Origin of the sequence: Streptomyces rhizosphaerihabitans (assembly GCF_025399795.1) — a bacterium.
In the GTDB taxonomy this organism is placed as follows: Bacteria; Actinomycetota; Actinomycetes; order Streptomycetales; family Streptomycetaceae; genus Streptomyces; species Streptomyces rhizosphaerihabitans.
Map to the genome: position 1 here is coordinate 232,808 of NZ_JAODTZ010000003.1, position 20,249 is coordinate 253,056.

At 71.1% G+C, this 20,249-nt stretch carries 14 protein-coding genes and 1 pseudogene; 9 read left to right on the plus strand and 6 right to left on the minus strand.

Annotated features, from left to right (window positions below):
- The first annotated feature begins 252 nt into the window (after positions 1-252).
- Genes N4G66_RS04570 through N4G66_RS04590 form a run of 5 tightly spaced genes read left to right on the plus strand, consistent with a single transcriptional unit; the run spans position 253 to position 6,918 of the window.
- Entirely contained in the window at positions 253-1,881 is a 1,629-nt protein-coding gene (locus N4G66_RS04570; protein ID WP_261702621.1) for an ABC transporter substrate-binding protein, read from the plus strand.
- Positions 1,882-1,900: 19 nt separating this feature from the next.
- Positions 1,901-2,860: an ABC transporter permease gene (locus N4G66_RS04575; protein WP_261702622.1), complete on the plus strand. Its 960-nt coding sequence runs from the start codon at positions 1,901-1,903 to the stop codon at positions 2,858-2,860.
- On the plus strand, positions 2,860-4,836 hold the full coding sequence (locus tag N4G66_RS04580; RefSeq protein ID WP_261702623.1) for a dipeptide/oligopeptide/nickel ABC transporter permease/ATP-binding protein: 1,977 nt from the start codon (positions 2,860-2,862) through the stop codon (positions 4,834-4,836). The genes N4G66_RS04575 and N4G66_RS04580 overlap by 1 nt, the downstream gene beginning before the upstream one ends.
- Positions 4,837-4,882: 46 nt before the next feature.
- A complete protein-coding gene (locus tag N4G66_RS04585; protein WP_261702624.1) occupies positions 4,883-5,986 on the plus strand; it encodes an oligopeptide/dipeptide ABC transporter ATP-binding protein in 1,104 nt (367 codons plus the stop codon).
- Complete coding sequence (locus N4G66_RS04590) at positions 5,983-6,918, plus strand: dihydrodipicolinate synthase family protein (protein ID WP_261702625.1); 936 nt, start codon at positions 5,983-5,985, stop codon at positions 6,916-6,918. The genes N4G66_RS04585 and N4G66_RS04590 overlap by 4 nt, the downstream gene beginning before the upstream one ends.
- A 43-nt stretch (positions 6,919-6,961) precedes the next feature.
- Here the strand turns inward: N4G66_RS04590 and N4G66_RS04595 are convergent, their stop codons facing one another.
- From N4G66_RS04595 to leuA, 6 genes and pseudogenes are all read right to left on the minus strand, one after another.
- The gene (locus tag N4G66_RS04595; RefSeq protein WP_261702626.1) at positions 6,962-8,182 is read right to left on the minus strand and encodes a sialidase family protein; all 1,221 of its coding nucleotides are present in this window, start codon (positions 8,180-8,182) and stop codon (positions 6,962-6,964) included.
- 161 nt (positions 8,183-8,343) lie between these two features.
- Positions 8,344-9,021 (minus strand): response regulator, encoded by a 678-nt coding sequence (locus tag N4G66_RS04600; protein ID WP_261702627.1) that lies wholly within the window; start codon positions 9,019-9,021, stop codon positions 8,344-8,346.
- Positions 9,022-9,299: 278 nt separating this feature from the next.
- Positions 9,300-10,475: pseudogene (locus N4G66_RS04605) on the minus strand (sensor histidine kinase); the annotation flags it as partial.
- Positions 10,476-10,820: 345 nt separating this feature from the next.
- Positions 10,821-12,914, minus strand: coding sequence for an MMPL family transporter (locus tag N4G66_RS04610; protein ID WP_261702628.1), 2,094 nt, complete (start codon positions 12,912-12,914; stop codon positions 10,821-10,823).
- 154 nt (positions 12,915-13,068) lie between these two features.
- Positions 13,069-13,764, minus strand: coding sequence for a TerB family tellurite resistance protein (locus N4G66_RS04615; RefSeq protein ID WP_261702629.1), 696 nt, complete (start codon positions 13,762-13,764; stop codon positions 13,069-13,071).
- 216 nt (positions 13,765-13,980) lie between these two features.
- Positions 13,981-15,729 (minus strand): 2-isopropylmalate synthase, encoded by a 1,749-nt coding sequence (leuA, locus tag N4G66_RS04620; protein ID WP_261702630.1) that lies wholly within the window; start codon positions 15,727-15,729, stop codon positions 13,981-13,983.
- Positions 15,730-16,049: 320 nt separating this feature from the next.
- Between leuA and N4G66_RS04625 the strand changes: the two genes are divergently transcribed.
- The 4 genes from N4G66_RS04625 (at position 16,050) to N4G66_RS04640 (ending at position 20,223) form a co-directional block, all read left to right on the plus strand.
- Positions 16,050-17,120 carry a M4 family metallopeptidase gene (locus tag N4G66_RS04625; RefSeq protein ID WP_261702631.1) on the plus strand — a complete coding sequence of 357 codons (1,071 nt, stop codon included), beginning with the start codon at positions 16,050-16,052 and terminating at the stop codon, positions 17,118-17,120.
- 142 nt (positions 17,121-17,262) lie between these two features.
- Entirely contained in the window at positions 17,263-17,529 is a 267-nt protein-coding gene (locus N4G66_RS04630) for a protealysin inhibitor emfourin (RefSeq protein WP_261702632.1), read from the plus strand.
- A gap of 115 nt (positions 17,530-17,644) precedes the next feature.
- On the plus strand, positions 17,645-18,961 hold the full coding sequence (locus N4G66_RS04635) for a GH1 family beta-glucosidase (protein WP_261702633.1): 1,317 nt from the start codon (positions 17,645-17,647) through the stop codon (positions 18,959-18,961).
- A complete protein-coding gene (locus N4G66_RS04640; protein ID WP_261702634.1) occupies positions 18,958-20,223 on the plus strand; it encodes an MFS transporter in 1,266 nt (421 codons plus the stop codon). Before N4G66_RS04635 ends, N4G66_RS04640 begins: the two co-directional genes overlap by 4 nt.
- Positions 20,224-20,249 lie beyond the last annotated feature (26 nt).

The window sequence follows — 20,249 nt, forward strand, 5'->3', positions numbered from 1 at the left end:
ATCGGACGTCCCACCTCCGGCCTGATTAAACGCCAAGTTCGGCCAACTGCCCTGATTCATACCGCCATTGGTCGCACCAGTGGAAGATACGCCATTCGTGTGCGATCCCTTGACCCTCTCCGCGCCCCCTCTTATGGTCGCGCTGCCCCCTATGACGTAGGACGTCGTATCTCCTGCTCCCCGGGCCATCGCACCGACCGCTCCACCGCCTCACCGGACCGCTCAACTGGACCACTCCTTGCTGGAGGAACCGTGCGCGACGTGAACCGCACTCCGGCGCTGCACCGCCGGTCGTTCCTGAAGTACACCGGGGCCCTGGGCGCGGCCGCCGCCCTCTCCTCGACCCTTGCCGCCTGCACGTCCGGGCCGGAGTCGACGAACGACACCGGCGGTTCGGGCAGCGGCCGGAACGCCACGCTGACGGCCGTGATCGGCTACGGGAACGACGGAAGCTGGGATCCGACGCAGACCGCGTCCGCCTTCTGCATGGCCGCCAACAACCACATCTACGAGGGCCTCCTCGACACCGACCCGATCTCCCGCGAGCCCTACGCCGCGCTCGCCACCCAGGTGCCCGCCGACCTCACCGGCACGTCCTGGAAGTTCACGCTGCGGGCGGGTGCCACCTTCCACGACGGGAAGCCGGTCACCGCCGACGACGTGGTCTTCGTCTTCGACCGGATACTCGACCCGAAGACCCAGACCCTCGCCAAGGGCTTCTTCGCCAGCTGGCTGAAGGAAGTCCGCAGGATCGACGCGCAGAACGTCGAGCTGGTCCTCAAGTTCCCGTTCCCCGAGGGGATCTCCCGGCTCACCCTGGCAAAGATCATGCCCAAGCACGTCTTCTCCCGGCCGGGTGCCTGGGACGACGCGATCAAGGGCAAGGCGATCGGTTCGGGCCCGTACCGGCAGACCGCGCACCACCCGAAGTCCAACACGACGTTCGAGGCGTTCGCCGCCTACAACGGGCCGCGCAAGCCCGCCTTCAAGAAGATGAACTGGCTGACCATAGTGGACGCCGCGCCCCGCGTCGCGAAGATCTCCGGAGCGAGCGCCGGCGCCCAGATCGCCGACAACATCCCGTACGCCAACATCCAGCAGCTCCGCAAGGGCGGCATGACCGTCCAGGGCGGCGCGGGCATGAACAACCTGTTCCTGATGTTCAACACCCGGCACAAGCCGTTCGACGACGTCCGGGTCCGCCAGGCGCTGCACTACGCCATCGACACCGGCAAGATGGTCGAGGTCGCCCTCAGGGGGCACGGGAAGCCGTCGAACTCCTTCCTCAACGAGGCCAACCCCTCCTACCGGCCCGCGAAGACCGTCTACTCCTACGACCCGGAGAAGGCGAAGAAGCTCCTGAAGGCGGCCGGGGTCAAGGAACTGAAGATCGAGATCCTGTCGGTGAACGTCAGCTGGATCGTCGACTGCCTGCCGACCATCAAGGCGTCCTGGGACGCGATCGGCGTCCGGACGACGCTGGCCCCGCAGGAGACTACGGCCGTGTTCACCAAGATGGACCAGAAGCAGGACTACCAGGTCGTCGCCGCCGCCTCGAACCCCAACCAGTTCGGTCTCGACGCCGACCTGATCATGCACTACAACTACGGCCCCCAGAACCCCTGGATGGGCTACGCCCGTTGGGCCGGCGACCCGGTCGCCAAGCAGCTCTTCAAGGACATGGACCGGGCGACGCAGGAGCCCGACGCCGACAAGAAGAAGACGATGATCCAGGACTACATCGACGTCGTCGCCGAGCAGGCCGTGCTCTACCCGGTCGTGCACAACGAGCTGATGACCGCGTGGAATCCGCGTCGGCTCGCGGGGATAAGGCCGCAGCCCTACCCGGGCATCAACCTGCTGCAAGCCAAGTGGGTCTAGGCGACAAGGGAGTTGATACGTGGTCGCCATCGTCAGGATCCTGCTGCGCCGCGCCCTGCTGCTCGTGCCGCTGATGCTCGGGATCGTCCTGTTCGTGTTCCTGGTGATGCGGTTCTCCGACGTCGATCCGGCGTCGGCGTTCTTCCAGGGCGCCAACCCGACCCCGCAGCAACTGCACGACTTCCGGGAACAGAACGGACTGCTCGATCCGCTGCCCTTGCGCTACTTCCACTTCGTGGGTGACCTGCTGCACGGCGACATGGGCACCAGCGCGCTGACCCGGGCGCCGGTCGTCGAACAGGTCACCACCGCGCTGCCGCTCACCCTCCAGCTCACCTTCCTGGGGCTCGGCATCGCGGTGGTGCTGGCGCTGCTCGGCGGGGTCACGGCCGCGATCTACCGCGACCGGCTGCCCGACCAGATCATCCGGGTGGTGTCCCTGACCGGGGTCGCCGCACCGGGCTTCTGGCTGGCCCTGCTCATGATCCAGTACCTCGCCGTCGACCAGGGCTGGTTCCCGACCGGCGGCTACATCAACCCGGCCGACTCGCTCTCCGGCTGGCTGAAGACCATGGCGCTGCCCGCGCTCGCGCTCTCCCTGCCGGTCGCGGCCCAGCTCACCCGGATCGTGCGGACGTCCGTGGTCGAGGAGCTCGACAAGGACTATGTGCGCACCGCGATCGGCAGCGGGCTGCCGCCCCGGGTGGTCGTCGGCCGCAACGTCCTGCGCAACGCCCTGATGAACCCGCTCACCGTACTGGGCCTGCGCGTGGGCTATCTGCTGGGCGGCGCGGTCGTCATCGAGACGATCTTCTCGCTGCCCGGCATGGGCAAGCTGATGATCGACGCCGTGCAGAACGGTGACCCGGCGGTCGTACAGGGCGTCGTCCTGACCACGGCCATCGGCTTCGTGGTCGTGAACCTCGTCATCGACATCCTGTATCTGCTGGTCAACCCACGTCTGAGGGAAGCGGGCTGATGTTCACGCGGAAGGATCTGACGGGGGCCCTCGCCCGGCCCGGTGTCCGGCTGCGCGGCTGGCGCAGGCTGCCGCCGCTGTCGAGGATCGCGGTCTGCTTCCTGACCGTGGTCGTGCTGACGGCGCTGTTCGCCCCCCTGCTCGCGCCGCACGACCCGCTCGACCAGCAGCCGCAGGTGGACGGCACCGGGCATCCGTCGGCCGGCCACTGGATGGGGCAGGACAGTCTCGGCCGGGACATCCTCAGCCGGCTGATGTACGGGGCACGCTGGTCGCTGGCGATCGGCCTCGGCGCCACCGCGCTCGCCCTGGTCGTGGGGGCACTGCTCGGCGCGCTCGCCGCGACCTCGCGCAAGGCGGTCGACGAGACCCTGATGCGCTGCCTGGACGTCGTGATGGCGTTCCCCGGCATCGCGCTCGCCGCCGTGCTCGTCGCCGTGTTCGGCGGCGGCATCACGGTACTGATCTGCGCGATCGCGTTCCTGTTCACCCCGCCCGTCGCCCGGGTCGTACGGGCGAACGTCCTCGACCAGTACGGCGAGGACTACGTCACGGCCGAGCAGGTGATCGGCGCCCGCACCCCGCACATCGTCCTCAGGCACGTGGCCGTCAACTGCGCGGCCCCCATCCTGGTGTTCTGCACCGTGCAGGTCGCCGAGGCGATCGTGTTCGAGGCCTCGCTGTCCTTCATCGGCGCGGGCGTACGGCCCCCGGACCCGTCCTGGGGCAGTGTCATCGCCGACGGCAAGAACATGGTGCTGACCGGCGGCTGGTGGGCCACCGTCTTCCCCGGCCTGCTGATGCTGGTCACCGTGCTGTCGCTGAACATCCTCTCCGAGGGTGTCTCCGACGCGTGGGCCGCGCCGGCCGCCCGGGAGGTGTCCGTACCCCCCGCCGAGGACCGTCTCGAAGCACCCGAGCCGGGCAGCGGCACGGTCCTGGAACTCCCCGGTCTGGCGGAGGCCGCCGCGCGGCTGCGTTCACGGGCCCGCCCGCTCCCGTCCGGCCGGCAGCCTGTTCTCGCGGTCGAGCATCTGGCCATCGGCTTCGAGAACCGGCACAGCGGTGTGGACATCGTCGACGGCATCAGCTTCGAGGTGTATCCCGGCGAAGTCCTCGGCCTGGTCGGCGAGTCGGGCTGCGGGAAGTCGCTGACGGCCCTGACCGTGATGGGCCTGGAGCCGAAGGGCGCCCGGGTGAGGGGCCATGTCCGTTTCGAACAGCGGCAGTTGGTGGGCGAGCCGATGCGGGTACGGCGCCGGCTGCTGGGCCACGAGATGGCGATGGTCTACCAGGACGCGCTGTCGTCCCTGAACCCGGCGATGACGATCAGGGCGCAGCTGAAGCAGGTGATACGGCGGGGCGGCAAGCGCACGGCGGCCGAACTCCTCTCTCTGGTCGGCCTCGATCCCGAGCGCACGCTGCGCAGTTACCCGCACGAGCTCTCCGGCGGCCAGCGCCAGCGCGTCCTGATCGCGATGGCCCTGTCCCGCGAGCCCAGGCTGATCGTCGCGGACGAACCGACGACGGCCCTGGACGTGACGGTCCAGGCGCAGGTCATAGAGCTGCTGCTGCGGCTGCGGGCGGAACTGGACTTCGCCCTGATCCTCGTCTCGCACGACCTGGCGCTGATCTCGGCCGTCACCGACCGGGTGGTCGTGATGTACGGCGGCCAGATCGTGGAGACGGGGGTGACGGCGGACCTGGTGGAGTCCCCGGCACACCACTACACACGCGGGCTGCTGGGCAGCGTGCTGTCCCTGGAGTCCGCGGCGGAGCGCATGACGCAGATCAAGGGGGTCGTCCCCTCCCCGGCCGACTTCCCGGCCGGCTGCCGGTTCGCCGACCGGTGTCCGATGGCGAGCGAGGTGTGCCGGACGACGGCGCCGGACCTGGTCGGCCCGCACACGCACACGGCGGCCTGCCACCACCCGGCCGTCGACCTGCTGACCACGGAGAGCGAGGCCGTGAAGTGAGGATTCCGCCCGACGTGATTCCGCCGACGGCGACCGGGGCCGTCTCATGACCGCGCCGGTGCGGGAGGCCGAGGCCCGCCGGACGGACGCGCTCGTCCGGCTCACCGACGTGCATGTCGTCCACAAGGCGCGCAGCGGCGGTGTGTTCACCAGGGACCGGGTGTACGCCCTGACCGGCGCCGATCTCACCATCGTGCCCGGCGAGACGATCGGCGTCGTCGGCGAGTCGGGCTGCGGCAAGTCGACGCTCGCGAAGGTACTGGTGGGGGTGCAGCGGCCGACCTCCGGGACCGTGACCTTCCGCGGCCGCGACCTGTGGTCCCTGAAACCGGACGAGCGGCGCACGGCCGTCGGCGGCAGCACGGGCATGATCTTCCAGGACCCGTCGACGGCTCTGAACCGCCGGCTGCCCGTGAGCCGCATCCTGCGCGACCCGCTGGATGTGCACCGGCGCGGCACCTCGGCCGAACGGGCCGACCGGGTGAAGGAGCTGATGTCCCTGGTCGGCCTGCCCCGGGCGCTCGCCGACGCGCTGCCCGGCCAGCTCTCCGGCGGTCAGCGCCAGCGGGTGGCGATCGCCCGCGCCCTGGCGCTGGATCCCGACCTGGTGGTGGCCGACGAGCCGACGAGCGCGCTGGACGTGTCGGTCCGCGCGCAGATCCTCAACCTCCTCCTCGATCTGAAGGAACGCCTCGGCCTGGCGCTGGTGTTCGTCTCCCACGACATCCAGACGGTGCGCCGGATGAGCGACCGGGTGATCACGATGTACCTCGGCCGGATCGTGGAGGAGTCCCCGGCCGACGAGGTCACCGACGGCTCCCGTCACCCGTACACCCGGGCGCTGTTCTCGGCGACCCCGGGCCTGCTGGATCCGATCGAGCCGATTCCGCTGACCGGGCCCGTCCCGTCGGCGACACGCCCGCCGAGCGGCTGCCCCTTCCGCACCCGGTGCTGGAAGGCGGACGGGGAGTGTGCGACCCGGATGCCGGAGTTCACGGCCGCGTCGACCCCGGGGCACCGCTTCCGGTGTCACCATCCTGTCGAGGAGGGCCGGTCGACGCGCACCCTGGTCGCGCAGGCCGAGTCCGCCGCCGAGGCCGCCGCCACGGCCGACGTTCCGTTCCAGCAGCACATCCGGGAGCCTTCATGACCTTCCCCGCCCCGCTGACCGGTGTCGTACCGCCCGTCTGCACGCCCCTGACACCGGACCGCGAGGTGGACGTCCCGTCGCTCACCCGACTGATCGACCATCTGGTGGACGGCGGGGTGCACGGCCTGTTCGTCCTCGGCTCGACGTCCGAGGTGGCCTATCTGACGGACGCGCAGCGCAAACTGGTGGTGGAGACGGCGGCGGGGCATGTCGCCGGTCAACTCCCCGTCCTGGCCGGTGCGATCGACATGACCACGCCCCGCGTCCTGGACCACGCGCACACCGCCCGCGCCGCGGGAGCGGACGCGGTCGTCGTCACGGCCCCCTTCTACACCCGCACCCATCCCGCGGAGATCGACCGCCACTTCCGTGTCGTCGCCGCCCGCGCGTCGCTCCCCGTGTTCGCCTACGACCTGCCGGCCTCCGTCCACACCAGGCTGAGCCCCGGACTGGTCCTCGAACTCGCCGCCGACGGTGTGCTGGCCGGGCTCAAGGACTCCAGCGGCGACCTCGGCGCCTTCCGCACGGTCGTCACCGGCGTTCGTACCCACCCCGGCGTCACCGGCTTCACCGCGCTCACCGGCTCCGAGGTGGTCGTGGACTCTGCTCTGGCCCTCGGCGCGGACGGCGCGGTCCCCGGCCTGGCCAATGTGGACCCGGTGGGCTACGTACGGTTGTACGAGCTGTGCGCGGCGGGCGACTGGGAGCGTGCACGCGCGGAGCAGGAGCGGCTGTGCGAGCTGTTCGGCCTGGTGGGCGCCGGCGACTCGGCCCGGATGGGCGGCAGTTCCTCGGCCCTCGGCGCCTTCAAGGCCGCGCTGTTCCTGCGGGGCGTCATCGACTGCCCCGCGACGGCGGAACCCCAGGTGCCCCTGTCGCAGGGCGAGGTCGAGCGGGTCGGGAAGTACCTGGCTTCGGCGGGGCTCCTCTAGCCGGGGCCGGACACCGCGCTGCTCCAGCCGGGGCCGGACACCGCTACCCCAGCAGCCCGCTCACCGGCAGCCGCCTGAACTCGACGCTCTCGTACGGCCCCGTGACACCGGTCTCGTAGAGGATGCCGACCCGGGAGGTGCTGAGCTGGACGAGGTCCGAGTAGGCGGCTCGCTGGGTGGACAGGGTGGCCGCCTTCACGAAGGTCGCGCCGGCGGTGGTGCTGCGCCAGACGGCCATGGACTGGCGGACGGTGGGGACGGAGGGGCCGGAGAAGAGGAGCGGGGCGAAACGGCCGGTCAGCTGGAGGACGCTGCCCTGGACGACGGGGACGTCGTTCAGGGTGGGCTGGACGGCGAAGGGGCGGTCCAGGGTTTCGGCGCCGTCGCCGGAGTAGGAGTCGAGGCGGTTGCCGGGACTCGTTCCGTTCTGGTCGCGCGAGGTGAAGTAGAGCCGCCCGTCGGGGAGTTCGGCCACGGAGCTCTCATTGGCGTTGTCGACCCCGTCGTACGAGTCGTCGACGAAGCCGAGCCGCCAGGTGATCCCGCCGTCGTCGCTGTAGAGCGCGTGCGCTCCGTAGTACTTGGGCTCCTGACCGGTGTCGGCGGACCCGGTGGGCGGGGCGGCGGAGTGGTTGGCGGGCACGACCAGGCGCCCGGCGTGCGGTCCGTGGCGCAGGGCGATCGCGTGGCCGGGGCCGGTGGCGTACCAGCGCCAGCCCGGCAGCTTCGTCTGCGCCGTGATGTCCCGCGGGGCGGTGAAGTGCCGCCCGTCGTCACGGCTGGTCTGGACGAAGACGCGCCGGCTCTGCTCCGCCGTGACCTCGCCCCGCATGATCTGCGCCTCGGTCACCGCACCGCTGTTGTAGGACGTGAGCAGGACGATCCGGCCGGTCCTCGGGTCCACCACCGGCGCCGGGTTGCCGCGGGTGTCACCGCCGCCGGACGCGACGACGCCGAGCGGGCTCCAGGTGCAGCCGCCGTCGGACGACCGTCTGAGGACGACGTCGATGTTCCCGGTGTCACCGGCGCCGCTGTGCCGCCCCTCGGCGAAGGCGAGCAGCGTGCCGGCCCGGGTCATGACGGTCGCGGGGATGCGGTACGTGTCATAGCCCTCCTGGCCCGCGGTGTACGGGACGGAGGAGGTGCAACCGCGCCCGGCCAGGGGCGCGGCCGAGGCGGTGCCGCCGGTGGCGGCGAGGGTGGTGAGGCTGGTGAGGAGTCCGGCGGTGGCTGCGAACGCGAGCATGCGGCTCATGCTGGTCATGGCACTCCCTGGACTGCGTCGACTGCGTCAGACATGGAACGTGGGACGTGGGATGTCCCGGTGAACCTAATCTGCCCCGGGTGCCACAGCAATACCCGCACTTTCACGGCGTATTGACGGGACGTCAGTTCACTCTGACATCACGCCGGACGGATACCGGGTCAGGTCCGCTCCGCGTCTCCCGGGGTCACCAGGCCCGACTCGTACGCCACGATGACCAGCTGGGTCCGGTCGCGGGCGCCCAGCTTGCCCATGATGCGGCTGACATGGGTCTTCGCGGTGAGCGGACTGAGACCCAACGCCGCCGCGATCTCCGTGTTGTTGAGGCCGCGGGCGACCAGGGTGAGCACCTCGCGCTCCCGCTCGGAGAGCCCTTCGGGACCGCCCGCCGCGAGCGCGGGAACCGACGGGGTACGCAGGAAGCGGGCGACCAGGCGGGCCGTGGGGCCCGGTGAGAGCAGCGAGTCCCCGGCTGCCACCGTGCGGATCGCGTCGAGGAGTTCGGCGGGCCGGGTGTCCTTCACCAGGAAGCCGGAGGCGCCCGCGCGCAGCGCTTCCACGATGTGCTCGTCGGTGTCGTACGTGGTGAGCACGAGGACTCTGACTCCGGCCAGGCTCTCGTCGGCCGCGATGAGCCGGGTCGCCTCGATGCCGTCCAGGTCGGGCATGCGGATGTCCATCACGATCAGGTCGGCCCGCTCCGTGCGCGCCAGCTCGACGGCCTCCCGCCCGGTGGCCGCCTGTCCGACCACCTCCATGTCCCGCGCCGATTCCACGAGCATGGCGAACGCGGCCCGCACGAGGTTCTGGTCGTCGGCGAGGACCACACGGATGGTCATCGGGTCTCGCCCCTTCCGGGCTCGGACGCGGCCACGGAATCGAGTCCGGGGCCGCGTACGTCGTCGGACTCGCGCACGTCGTCGGACTCGCTCACGGCCCCGGAATCACGTACAGCTGCGGAATCCCGTACGGTCCCGGGACCACCCGGCACTCCGGGCCCGCGTACGTCATCGGCATCCTGTACGCCCTCGAAAGCGCCCGGCGCCCCTGGCCGGGCCTCGCCGTCCGCCGCCACCCTCCGCTCCGCCGCCGCCCGCTGCTCCGGCAGCGTCGTGCCCAGGGGCAGTACCGCCACCACCGCGAATCCGCCCCCTTCCCGTGTCCCGGTCTCCACCGTGCCGCCCACGCTACGAGCCCGCTCCCGCATCCCCACCAGGCCGAAGCCGGGCGGGCCGCCCGCGTCGCCGATGCCGTCGTCCGTGACCGTCACGCGCAGGGCCCAGCCGTCCGTGCTCAGGTCCACGCGGACACTCACCCCGGGGCCCGCGTGCCGCACCGCGTTGGTCAGCGCCTCCTGGACGATGCGGTAGGCGGCGGCGCCCACGGCGGAGGGGACGCCGTCGGTCCGTGCCATGGTCGGCGCCGCCACCTTCGCGCCCGCCGAACGCGCCGCCGCCACCAGATCGGGTACCCCGTCGAGGCCGGGCAGGGGCCCCCGCCCGTCGCTGCCGCCGTGCTCGGAGTCGCGCAGCACCTCCAGCGTGGACCGCAGTTCGCCGCGCGCGCTCCGGCAGGTCTCGGAGATGTCCTCGAGGGCTTCGGCGACGGCCTTGCGGTCGAGGCGGTCGGGGTCGGCGGCCAGCACGTGCGCGGCGACGGAGGTCTGCACGCCGATCAGGGTGATGCTGTGGGCGAGCAGATCGTGCAGGTCCCGGGCGATACGCAGACGTTCCTCGGCCACCCGGCGGCGGGCCTCCTCCTCACGGGTGCGTTCGGCGCGCTCGGCACGTTCGACGACCTCGGCGAAGTACTGCCCGTGCACCCGGACGTACACACCGAGCACGATGAACGCGACGATCCAGCCGGTGACGCGCAGCGCCTCGGTGCCCTCGGCGGTGCCATGCCCGAACTTGACCGCGAGCATGATCCCGATGACACCGCTGCCGATGACCAGGGAGCGCAGCGGGCGCCCAGTGACGGCGACGGTGAACAGCGCGGTCATCGAGACGAGCAGCGGCGCGTTGTGGTCGTAGTCGAGCGCGTGGTACGGGCCGACGCAGGCGACGAGCGCGAGGAACGCGGCCAGCGGGGCGTGCCGCCGGAAGGTCACCGCGAGGTGCGCGGCGATCAGCAGGGTCCAGCCGAGCGCGTCCGGTCTCCGGCCGTCGGCGTGCACGGTGAGCACCACGGTGATGTCGAGGATCAGCAGCACGCCGGCGAGCAGCGCGTCCTGGCACAGGATCCGCGCCGGGTCGACGTTCCCCCGGTGTCCGAAGCCGGTGAGGTGCAGCATGCGTTTGACGTCCACCGCTTCGTCCTCCGTGAGAGGCGCCCCTCCGGGAGAGGGGCGCCCGATGTCCGATGTGTGAGGGGTGGCCGGACCGGTGGGGGCCGGCCGGCCCGGCATCCAGTGTGCGGGTCGTCGGGGCCGGCCGGCCCCGACGGCCCGCCCTGTGCGAGCGTCCGGGCCGCCAGGCGGCCTGGCCATCGTGCGTCCGGGCCGCCAGACTCCGGGCCGCTGGACTGCCCGGCCACCGGACTGCCGGGCATCCGGGCTACGGACTGCCGAGTGTCCGAGCCGCCAAGCGGCCAAGCGGCCAAGCGGCCAGGCGGCCAGGCGGCCAGGCGGCCAGGCTGCTCAGCCGACCGCGACCGGCTCCTGCTTTCCGGCCGCCTCGGTGTCCGGCTCGCGCGAGAGGGTGCCCGGCCACCACACCTTCCGTCCCAGCGCCACGCTCGCACTGGTCACCAGGTACGTACGGACGAGGAAGGTGTCGAGCAGCACACCGACCGAGATGACGAAGCCGAGCTCGACGAGCTGGAGGAGCCCCATGTTCGTGAGCACCGCGAAGGTGGCCGCGAGGACGAGGCCGGCCGAGGCGATCACGCCTCCCGTGGTGCGCAGCGCGGTGAGCGCGGCGGCGGCCGGCTCGGCACCGGAGCGGGATTCCTCCCGCATCCGGTGCATGAGGAAGATTCCGTAATCGACGCCGAGGGCGACCAGGAACACGAAGGACAGCAGGCCGAGGCCGGGATCGGTCCCCTCGAACCCGAGCAGCGGGCCGAAGACGAGACCGCCGATGCCGAGCGCCGCTCCCCACACCGCGATGACGGCGGTGACGAGCAGCAGCGGGGCGACGAGCGACCGCAGCAGCAGGACCAGGATCAGCAGGACCGAGACGAGGACGATCGGTACGACGACGAGCCGGTCGCGGGCGTCGGTGTCCTGGAGGTCGATCTGCTGGGCGCTCGGGCCACCGACGTACGATCCGCCGAGGTCCGCCCGCAGGGCCTTGATCGTGGCGGTCTCGGCCGCCGACTGCGGAGCGCCGCGCGCGATGACGGAGATCTCCGTCCAGCCTCCTCCACCGCTGCGTCCGCGCTCGGCGCTCGCGACACCGGCGTGAGCGCGCACCGAGGCCAGCGTCGCCTCGGCCCGCCCGGGCGGGGTGATCACGGTGATCGGCTGGGTGCCCCGCCCCGGGTAGGCGCGGGCGAGGGTCTCCATCGCGGCGACCGAGTCGGGCCGGTGGGCGAAGGAGTCCTGCTGCTTGAGCGGGCCGGGCAGGTTCAGTGCGCCGAGTGCGAGTGCCCCGAGCAGGACGGCTCCGCTCGCGAGCACGACGAGCGGCCGGCGGCCGGCGGAGGTCCCCATCGCGGAGAACAGGCTCCGCCGCTGCTTGGGCTCGCTGCCGTAGGCGGGGACGAGCGGCCAGAACACCCGCCGCCCGAGCAGGACGAGCACGGCGGGCAGCAGGGTCAGCATGGCGAGGAGGGCGCAGAGCACGCCGACGGTGCCCGTCGGGCCCATGCCCCGGCTGCTGTTGAGGTCGGCGGCGAGCAGGCAGAGCAGTCCGGCGGCGACGGTGCCGGAGGAGGCGAGCACGGCGGGCCCGCAGCCGCGCAGGGCCTCCTTCATGGCGTCGTAGGGCCGTTCCACGCGCCGCAGTTCCTCGCGGTAGCGGGAGATGATCAGCAGGGCGTAGTCGGTTCCGGCGCCGAAGACGAGGATCGTCATCACGCCCGAGCTCTGGCCGGAGACGCTGGTGCCGAACGCCTGGTGGAGTCCGTAGGCGACGCCCATCGACAGATAGTCGGCGACGCCCGCGACGGCGAGCGGCACGAGCCACAGCAGCGGACTGCGGTAGATGAGGATCAGCAGGACGGCGACGACGGCGACCGTGGTGTAGAGCAGCGGTCCGCCGAGCGAGTTGTAGACCTCGCCGGCGTCGGTGGCCAGTGCGCCGGGCCCGCCGACGACGACGCTCATCCCGTCGGTTCCCCGGGCGACATCGCGTACGTCGTTCACGAACGCGTCGCGCTTCTTCTCGTCGGTACCGGGCGCGTTGCTGGCGACCGCGTACATCAGCGTGCTGCCGTCGGGGGACGGCACGGCCTCGGGGGCGGCGGTGAGCGGGTTCGCCCGGGTGATCACGGCGACCTGGCGGGCTGCCGTGTCCCGGTCGGCGGAACGGAGCCCCCCGTCGCGGTGGTAGACGAGCACCAGCTCGGTGGCCTCCCCGCCGGGCAGCCGGTCCTCGATCTTCGCGACCTGCGTGGAGTCCGCGCTCGACGGCAGATAGTCGACGGCCCGGTCGTGCTGCACATCCGACAACTTCGCCGCGAACGGCCCGACAGCGGCCAGCACGGCCACCCACAGCCCGAGCAGCAGCCAGGGCACGGCCGTCCGCCGCCGTCCTGTGCTCGTCTTTCCGGCCTTCTCGGGCCCCATGGCGGGGTCCTCCCCTTCTCGCGGAATGTCTGGACAGGCTCCAGACTTCCGGCGCGGCGGACGGGATACGTCGCGCGGAAGAGCGAGTTCGGGGGTACTGCGAGGGGTGGCGCGGGGACCGGACTACTCCCTGGGGAGTAGCGGTGGGGCGGGACTACGACGGCGTCCGGGCCGTCGCCAGGAGTCGGGTCACGTCGTCCGAGCAGATCGTCAGGGCCGCGCCCACGGTGGCCAGGACGTCGCGTTCGGCGGGGGTGTACGGCCCGTCGGCGAGGGCGATGCGGGCGCCCTGGAGGAGGATCGCCTCGCGGCCCGTCGGGGCGAGGTGCGGGGCCAGCGGGTCCAGGGCCTCGTGAAGTTCTATGGCCAGGCTCGCTCCGCAGGGCTCGCCGAAGAAGCGGCCCGTGTCGGCGGCGAGGGCCTCGACGAGGGCGCCGAGCTGGTCCTCCGTGCAGTCGTCGAAGCCGGCCGCGCGGACGGCCGCGGCGGCGGTCTCCAGGGACGCGCGGGCGCAGCCGCCGCCCGCCGCGAGGACCGCGAGGGCGACGGTGTGGACGGCGTCGCGGAGCATCGCGGAGAAGCGGGTGGTGGTGGGGTGGTCGAGGACGTCGGCGCCGTAGTGGCTGCTGCAGGCCGCGCACTCGACGACGGGCCCCGTCTCGCCGCGCGGGAGGACGGGAACACCCAGAAGCGTGAAGCGGCGCCGACCGGTGAGCCGCTGATAGTTGCGGTCGCCCCCGCAGCCGGGGCAGAAGAACTCCCCGTCGCCGACGGTGCTCCACGCCGTACGGGTGCCCAGGATGCGGGGAACCTGAACTGCACGACCGTTTCGTCCCCATCCTGGCAGCACGTCGCACACCTCCGTAACTCCCCCACAGCCTTAAAGGCGTGGGAGGTACCCCACGGCAACATCGCCGTGCTGGCGTGATGTTAGCCACATTGTTGAGGTGTAGTCAGTACCTAGGACGAGACCTGCTCGTGACCTGCACATGGATTGGCCGGGATACGACCGGGCCCCGCCCGCCTCGAAAGGCGGACGGGGCCGGAAAGAGCCAGGTGAACGAGGTCAGCGGGCCGCGCGGTTGACGGCGGAGACGACGGCCTTCAGCGAGGCACGTGTCGTATTCGCGTCGATGCCGATTCCCCACAGAACCTTGTCGCCGATCGCGCACTCGATGTAGGAGGCGGCCTGCGCGGAGGCACCCTCGCTCATCGTGTGCTCCTGGTAGTCGAGCAGGCGCACGTCGATGCCGATGGACTGCAGGGCGTCGAAGAAGGCGGAGATCGGACCGTTGCCGGTGCCGCTCAGGACGGTGTCGGCGCCGTCGACCGTGGCCTCGACGGTCAGTGTGTCCACGCCGTCCTTGTCCGTGGTGGACTGGCCGGTCCTGACCTGGATGCGGCCCCACGGGTTCGACGGGTTGGGCAGGTACTCGTCCTGGAAGGTCGCCCAGATGTCCTTCGGCGTGACCTCGCCGCCCTCGGCGTCCGTCTTCGCCTGGATGATCTTCGAGAACTCGATCTGCATCCGGCGCGGCAGGTCCAGCTTGTGGTCGTTCTTCAGGACGTACGCGATACCGCCCTTGCCCGACTGCGAGTTGACCCGGATGACGGCCTCGTAGGAACGGCCGACGTCCTTCGGGTCGATCGGCAGGTACGGGACGGCCCACTCGATGTCGTCGACGGTGACGCCCCTGGCGGCCGCGTCGGCCTCCAGCGCGTCGAAGCCTTTCTTGATGGCGTCCTGGTGGGAGCCGGAGAAGGACGTGTAGACCAGGTCGCCCACGTACGGGTGGCGCGCGTGGACCTCCATCTGGTTGCAGTACTCCCACGTACGGCGGATCTCGTCGATGTGGGAGAAGTCGATCTGCGGGTCGACGCCCTGCGAGAACAGGTTCATGCCCAGGGTGACCAGGTCGACGTTGCCGGTGCGCTCGCCCTGGCCGAACAGGCAGCCCTCGACGCGGTCGGCGCCGGCCATCAGCGCCAGCTCGGCTGCGGCGACGGCCGTGCCGCGGTCGTTGTGGGGGTGGATCGACAGGCAGACGTACTCGCGGCGGGACAGGTGACGGCCCATCCACTCGAAGCGGTCCGCGTGCGTGGAGGGGGTCGAACGCTCCACCGTGGCGGGCAGGTTGAGGATGATCTCGCGGCCCGGACCGGGCAGCCAGACGTCCATGACCGCCTCGCAGACCTCCAGGGCGAAGTCCAGCTCGGTGTCGGTGAAGATCTCGGGGCTGTACTGGTACCCGAACTCGGTCTCGGGGCCCAGCAGTTTCTCCGCGTACTCGACGACCAGGCGTGTGCCGTCGACGGCGATCTGCTTGATGTCGTCCCTGGAGCCACGGAAGACCACGCGGCGGAAGACCGGGGCGGTGGCGTTGTACAGGTGCACGTTGGCGCGCTTGGCGCCCTTCAGCGACTCGACGGTCCGCTCGATCAGGTCCTCGCGGGCCTGGGTCAGTACGGAGATCGTGACGTCGTCCGGGATCGCGGTCTCGTCCTCGATGATCGAGCGGACGAAGTCGAAGTCCGTCTGGCCCGACGCCGGGAAGCCGACCTCGATCTCCTTGTAGCCCATCTTCACCAGCAGGTCGAACATCTCACGCTTGCGCGCGGGCGACATGGGGTCGATCAGGGCCTGGTTGCCGTCGCGCAGATCCGTGGAGAGCCAGCGGGGGGCGACGGTGATCCGGTTGTTCGGCCAGTCGCGGTCGGCGATGTCGACCTGCTCGTACTGCCCGTACTTGTGGACCGGCATCGACGTGGGACGCTGACGGTTCGGGCGGGTGTGCTGGCTCTGGCTGTTCGCCATGATGCGTAGGCTCCTCAGGATGTCCGAAAGGACGGCCGACGGCGCAACGCCAGACTCCGCGGGGAGGGGGTCGGCCTCGACTACAGGCCCTCGCCGCGGCAGCTAAGGAGAAGCAGCCCGAAACGCATGATGCTCCGCAGCCTAGCGGAGCCGCGCTCCGTACGGAGGGCTGTATCAGTATGCGGGATCGCGCCCCCCAAAAGGTGCAAAAAGTGCGCCATACCACTTCTAGGTGGAATCGCAGGCTCCTTATTGCCGCATTTCACCAATCATGGTTGCACGTAGTGACATACACATCACCCAGTGCAAGGGTGCCGGGCATGACGACCAACGGGGGCTTCGAGCCCGTTCACTGCACCATCGTGCCGCCGCACGTCCTCGACAAGCTCGCCCAGCACGAGGACCCGGCGCTCTCCGGTCCCGCGCGCCAGACCCTGGAGCGCGACGCGTACGAGCGCACCCACCGGCGGCTGACCACCGTCCTCGGCGCGCCTGCCGTGCCCGCGCCCGCGGGGGCCGACGAGCGCACACCCCACCGCACGATCTACGACGCCCGCCACCGCCAGGACCTCCCCGGCAAGAAGGTCCGCGGCGAGGGCGACAAGCCGGGCAAGGACGCCACGGTCAACCGCGCGTACGCCGGCCTCGGCGCGACCTTCGACCTCTACCTGAACGCCTACCAACGCACCTCGATCAACGGCGAGGGCCTGCCGCTCGACGCGACCGTGCACTTCGACGCGAACTACAACAACGCCTTCTGGAACGGCGAGCAGATGGTGTTCGGCGACGGCGACGGCGAGATCTTCCTCGACTTCACCATCCCGGTCGACGTCATCGGCCACGAGCTGACCCACGGCGTCACCCAGTACACGGCGAACCTCACCTACTTCGGCCAGCCGGGTGCCCTGAACGAGTCCATGTCGGACGTCTTCGGCTCGCTGATCAAGCAGTACACGCTCGGCCAGACCGCCGCCGAGGCCGACTGGCTGATCGGCGCGGGCCTGCTCGCCCCGCGGATCACCGGCACCGCCCTGCGCTCCATGAAGGAGCCGGGCACCGCGTACGACGACCACGTCCTCGGCAAGGACCCGCAGCCCGGGACGATGGACGGCTACGTCAACACCGGCCGCGACAACGGCGGCGTCCACATCAACTCGGGCATTCCCAACCACGCCTTCTACCTCGTCGCCCAGTCACTCGGCGGCCACGCGTGGGAGCGGGCCGGACAGATCTGGTACGACGTCCTCACCGGCGGGGAGCTGCCGCAGCAGGCCCTCTTCTCGGACTTCGCGCGGCTCACGTTCGCCGCGGCGCGGACCCGGTACAACGACGGGGAGGAACTGCTGGCCGTGACGAAGGCCTGGGAGCAGGTCGGAGTCCCGTCCGCATAGCTCCGGAGACGCGGTCCCGGACCCGTACCCCGGAGGCACCTGCCCGGAGGCATCGGCCCGGACCCGTGGCCCGGAGGTACGGCTCCGAACCCGTACCCCGGAAGCATGGCTCCGGACGCCCGACTCGTACTAGACAGGACCCATGCGTATTGAAGTGCGGCGCACGGGCGGGTTCGCGGGCATCGAACGCCGTGCCGAGGTGGACACCTCGGGACGGCCCGACGCCCCCGAGTGGCACGCCCTGGCCGAGCGGGCGATCGACGCCGGCCGGGGCACACCCCCGGCCGGCGTCCCGGACGGCTTCAGCTATCGGATCACCGTGGACGGAAAGACGGTCTACGCCGCCGACCCCACGCTGACGGAGGAGCAGCGCGAGCTGATCTCACGGGTACTGAAGGAGGGCGCCTGACGGAGGACACCTCACGGCCCGGCGTCGGATCCCCGCGGAGGGCGCCTCACGGTCCGGCAGAGGACGCCGAATTGCGGGCACGCCGAACCGTTGACTTCCGTTACCGCCGGTACAGATGATCGCGCGCATGGCGACGAATCCCCTCCCGCAGTTCCCGGCCGGCTTCCTCTGGGGCGTGTCCACCTCGGCCCACCAGATCGAGGGGGCCGTGGACGAACGCGCCCCCTCGGTGTGGGACGCCTTCAGCGCGGGGCCCGGTCACATCAAGGACGGCTCCACGGCGGCGGTGGCCTGCGACCACTTCCACCGCTACCCGGAGGACGTGGCACTCCTCGCGGGCCTCGGCGTGGACGCGTACCGATTCTCCATCTCCTGGCCCCGGGTGAACTCCCCCGGCGGCCTCGACTTCTACGACCGTCTGGTCGACGCCCTGTGCGCGGCAGGCGTCCGGCCCGTACCGACCCTCTTCCACTGGGACCTGCCGGCGGAGCTGGACTGGATGGACCGGGACACCGCCGAGCGGTTCGCCGAGTACGCCTCGGTCGTCGCCGGACGCCTCGGCGACCGCGTCAAGAAGTGGATCACTCTCAACGAGCCCGCCGAACACACCCTGTTGGGTCACGCGCTCGGCGCGCACGCCCCCGGCAAGCAGCTCCTGTTCGACGCGCTGCCGGTGGCCCACCACCAGCTCCTCGCGCACGGTCTCGCCGTACGGGCGCTGCGCGCGGCCGGCGCCGACGACATCGGGATCGCCAACTCGCACGGCCCGACCTGGGCGGCCTCGGACCGTACCGAGGACGTGGAGGCGGCCGACTTCTACGACCTCCTGCTCAACCGCCTCTTCGCCGATCCCGTCCTGCTCGGGCAGTACCCCGAAGGCATCGGTGAGTTGATGCCCGGCGACGTCGAATCGGACCTGAAGATCATCGCCGAGCCGGTCGACTGGTACGGGATCAACTACTACCAGCCGACCGAGGTGGGCGCTCCCGAGGGCGCGGAGATCGAGTTCAGCGGACTCACGCTGCCCGCCGAACTGCCCTTCACCGTCAAGGAACTGGAGGGTTACCCGGTCACCGACTTCGGCTGGCCGGTGGTGCCCGAGGCGCTCACCGAACTGCTGGTCGGCTTCCGCGAGCGCTACGGCGACCGGCTCCCGCCCGTCGTCATCACCGAGAACGGCTGCTCGTACGACGGCATCGACGACCAGGAGCGGATCACCTTCCTGGACGGTCATGTCCGGGCGCTGCACCGGGCGTTGGAACAGGGCATCGACGTCCGCGGCTACTTTGTCTGGTCGCTGATGGACAACTTCGAGTGGGCGGAGGGGTACGAGCGCCGCTTCGGTCTCGTGCACGTCGACTACGACACCCTGGAGCGGACCCCGAAGGCCTCGTACAACTGGCTGCGGGACGCCCTGCGGGCACAGAGATGACCGCGGCCGACCAGCCGGTCATACCCGTGGCCGCCCTCGCCGAGCCCGTCGAACGGGTCGGCCGGGGCTGGACCTCCGCGCTCTCGCTCGCCAACGGGGCGATCTGGGTGGGCTGGTACGGCCCCCTGCAGATCCTCCTCGCCTCCCAGGCGGAGGACTTCGCGCCCGGCACCGGCATGTCCAAGGAGGCGATGCTGGCCTGGGTGACGGGTGCGGGCGCGGTCGTCTCGCTGATCGCCAACCCGCTCTTCGGCGCGCTGTCCGACCGTACGACCGCGCGCCGGGGCCGCCGTACCCCGTGGATCGCGGCCGGAGCGGCCGGCGGTGCGCTGTCCCTGCTGCTCCTCGCGGGGGCGGGCGGTGTGTGGACGATGGCGGCGGGCTGGTGCCTGGTCCAGCTGACCCTGAACGCCGCGTTCGCGGCGGTCACCGCGGCCGTCCCCGACCGGGTGCCGCGCCTCCAACGCGGGTCCGTGGGCGGCTGGCTGGGCGCGGCGCAGATCCTCGGCGTGGTCGGCGGCACGGGACTCGCGACGGTGGCCGGGGGCACCGGCGGCGGGTACGCGGCGTGCGCGGTGTTCACCCTGGTCGGCGTGCTGCCCTACGTGCTGCGTCACCCGGACCTGCGGCTGCCGGTGTCGGCCCGGCCGCCCTGGTCCGGGCGCGCGTTCCTCGCCTCGTTCCGGCTGAGCCCGCGCGAGCACCCCGACCTGGCGTGGGCCTGGCTGACCCGCTTCCTGATCAACCTCAGCAACGCCTTGGTGCTGCTGTATCTGCTCTACTACCTCCGGGACCGGCTGCACTACGGCGACCCCGAGCAGGGTGTTCTGATCCTCACGGCGGTGAACGGAGTCACGCTGCTCGCCACCGTCGTGGTGGGCGGGGTGTGGTCGGACCGGCTCGGCCGCCGGAAACCGTTCGTGATCTGGTCCGGCGTCCTGATGGCGGTGGCCACGGCGGTACTGGCCGGCTGGCAGACCTGGCCCGGCGCGATCACCGCCGCGGCCGTCCTCGGCATCGGCTTCGGCGTCTTCACCTCCGTCGACTTCGCCCTGATGACCGACGTCCTGCCGAAGGCCCTCGACCGCGGCAAGGACCTCGGCGTCATCAACATCGCCAACGCCCTCCCCCAGGTCGCGGCCCCCGTACTGGCGGCCCCGATCGTGACGTATCTGGGCGGCTACCGGGTCCTGTACCTGGTCGCGGCGGTGATCGGGCTCGCGGGGGCGGTACTGGTGGGGCGGATCAAGGGGGTGGACTGAGCGGGCCGGGCGGTCCCTTCGGACGG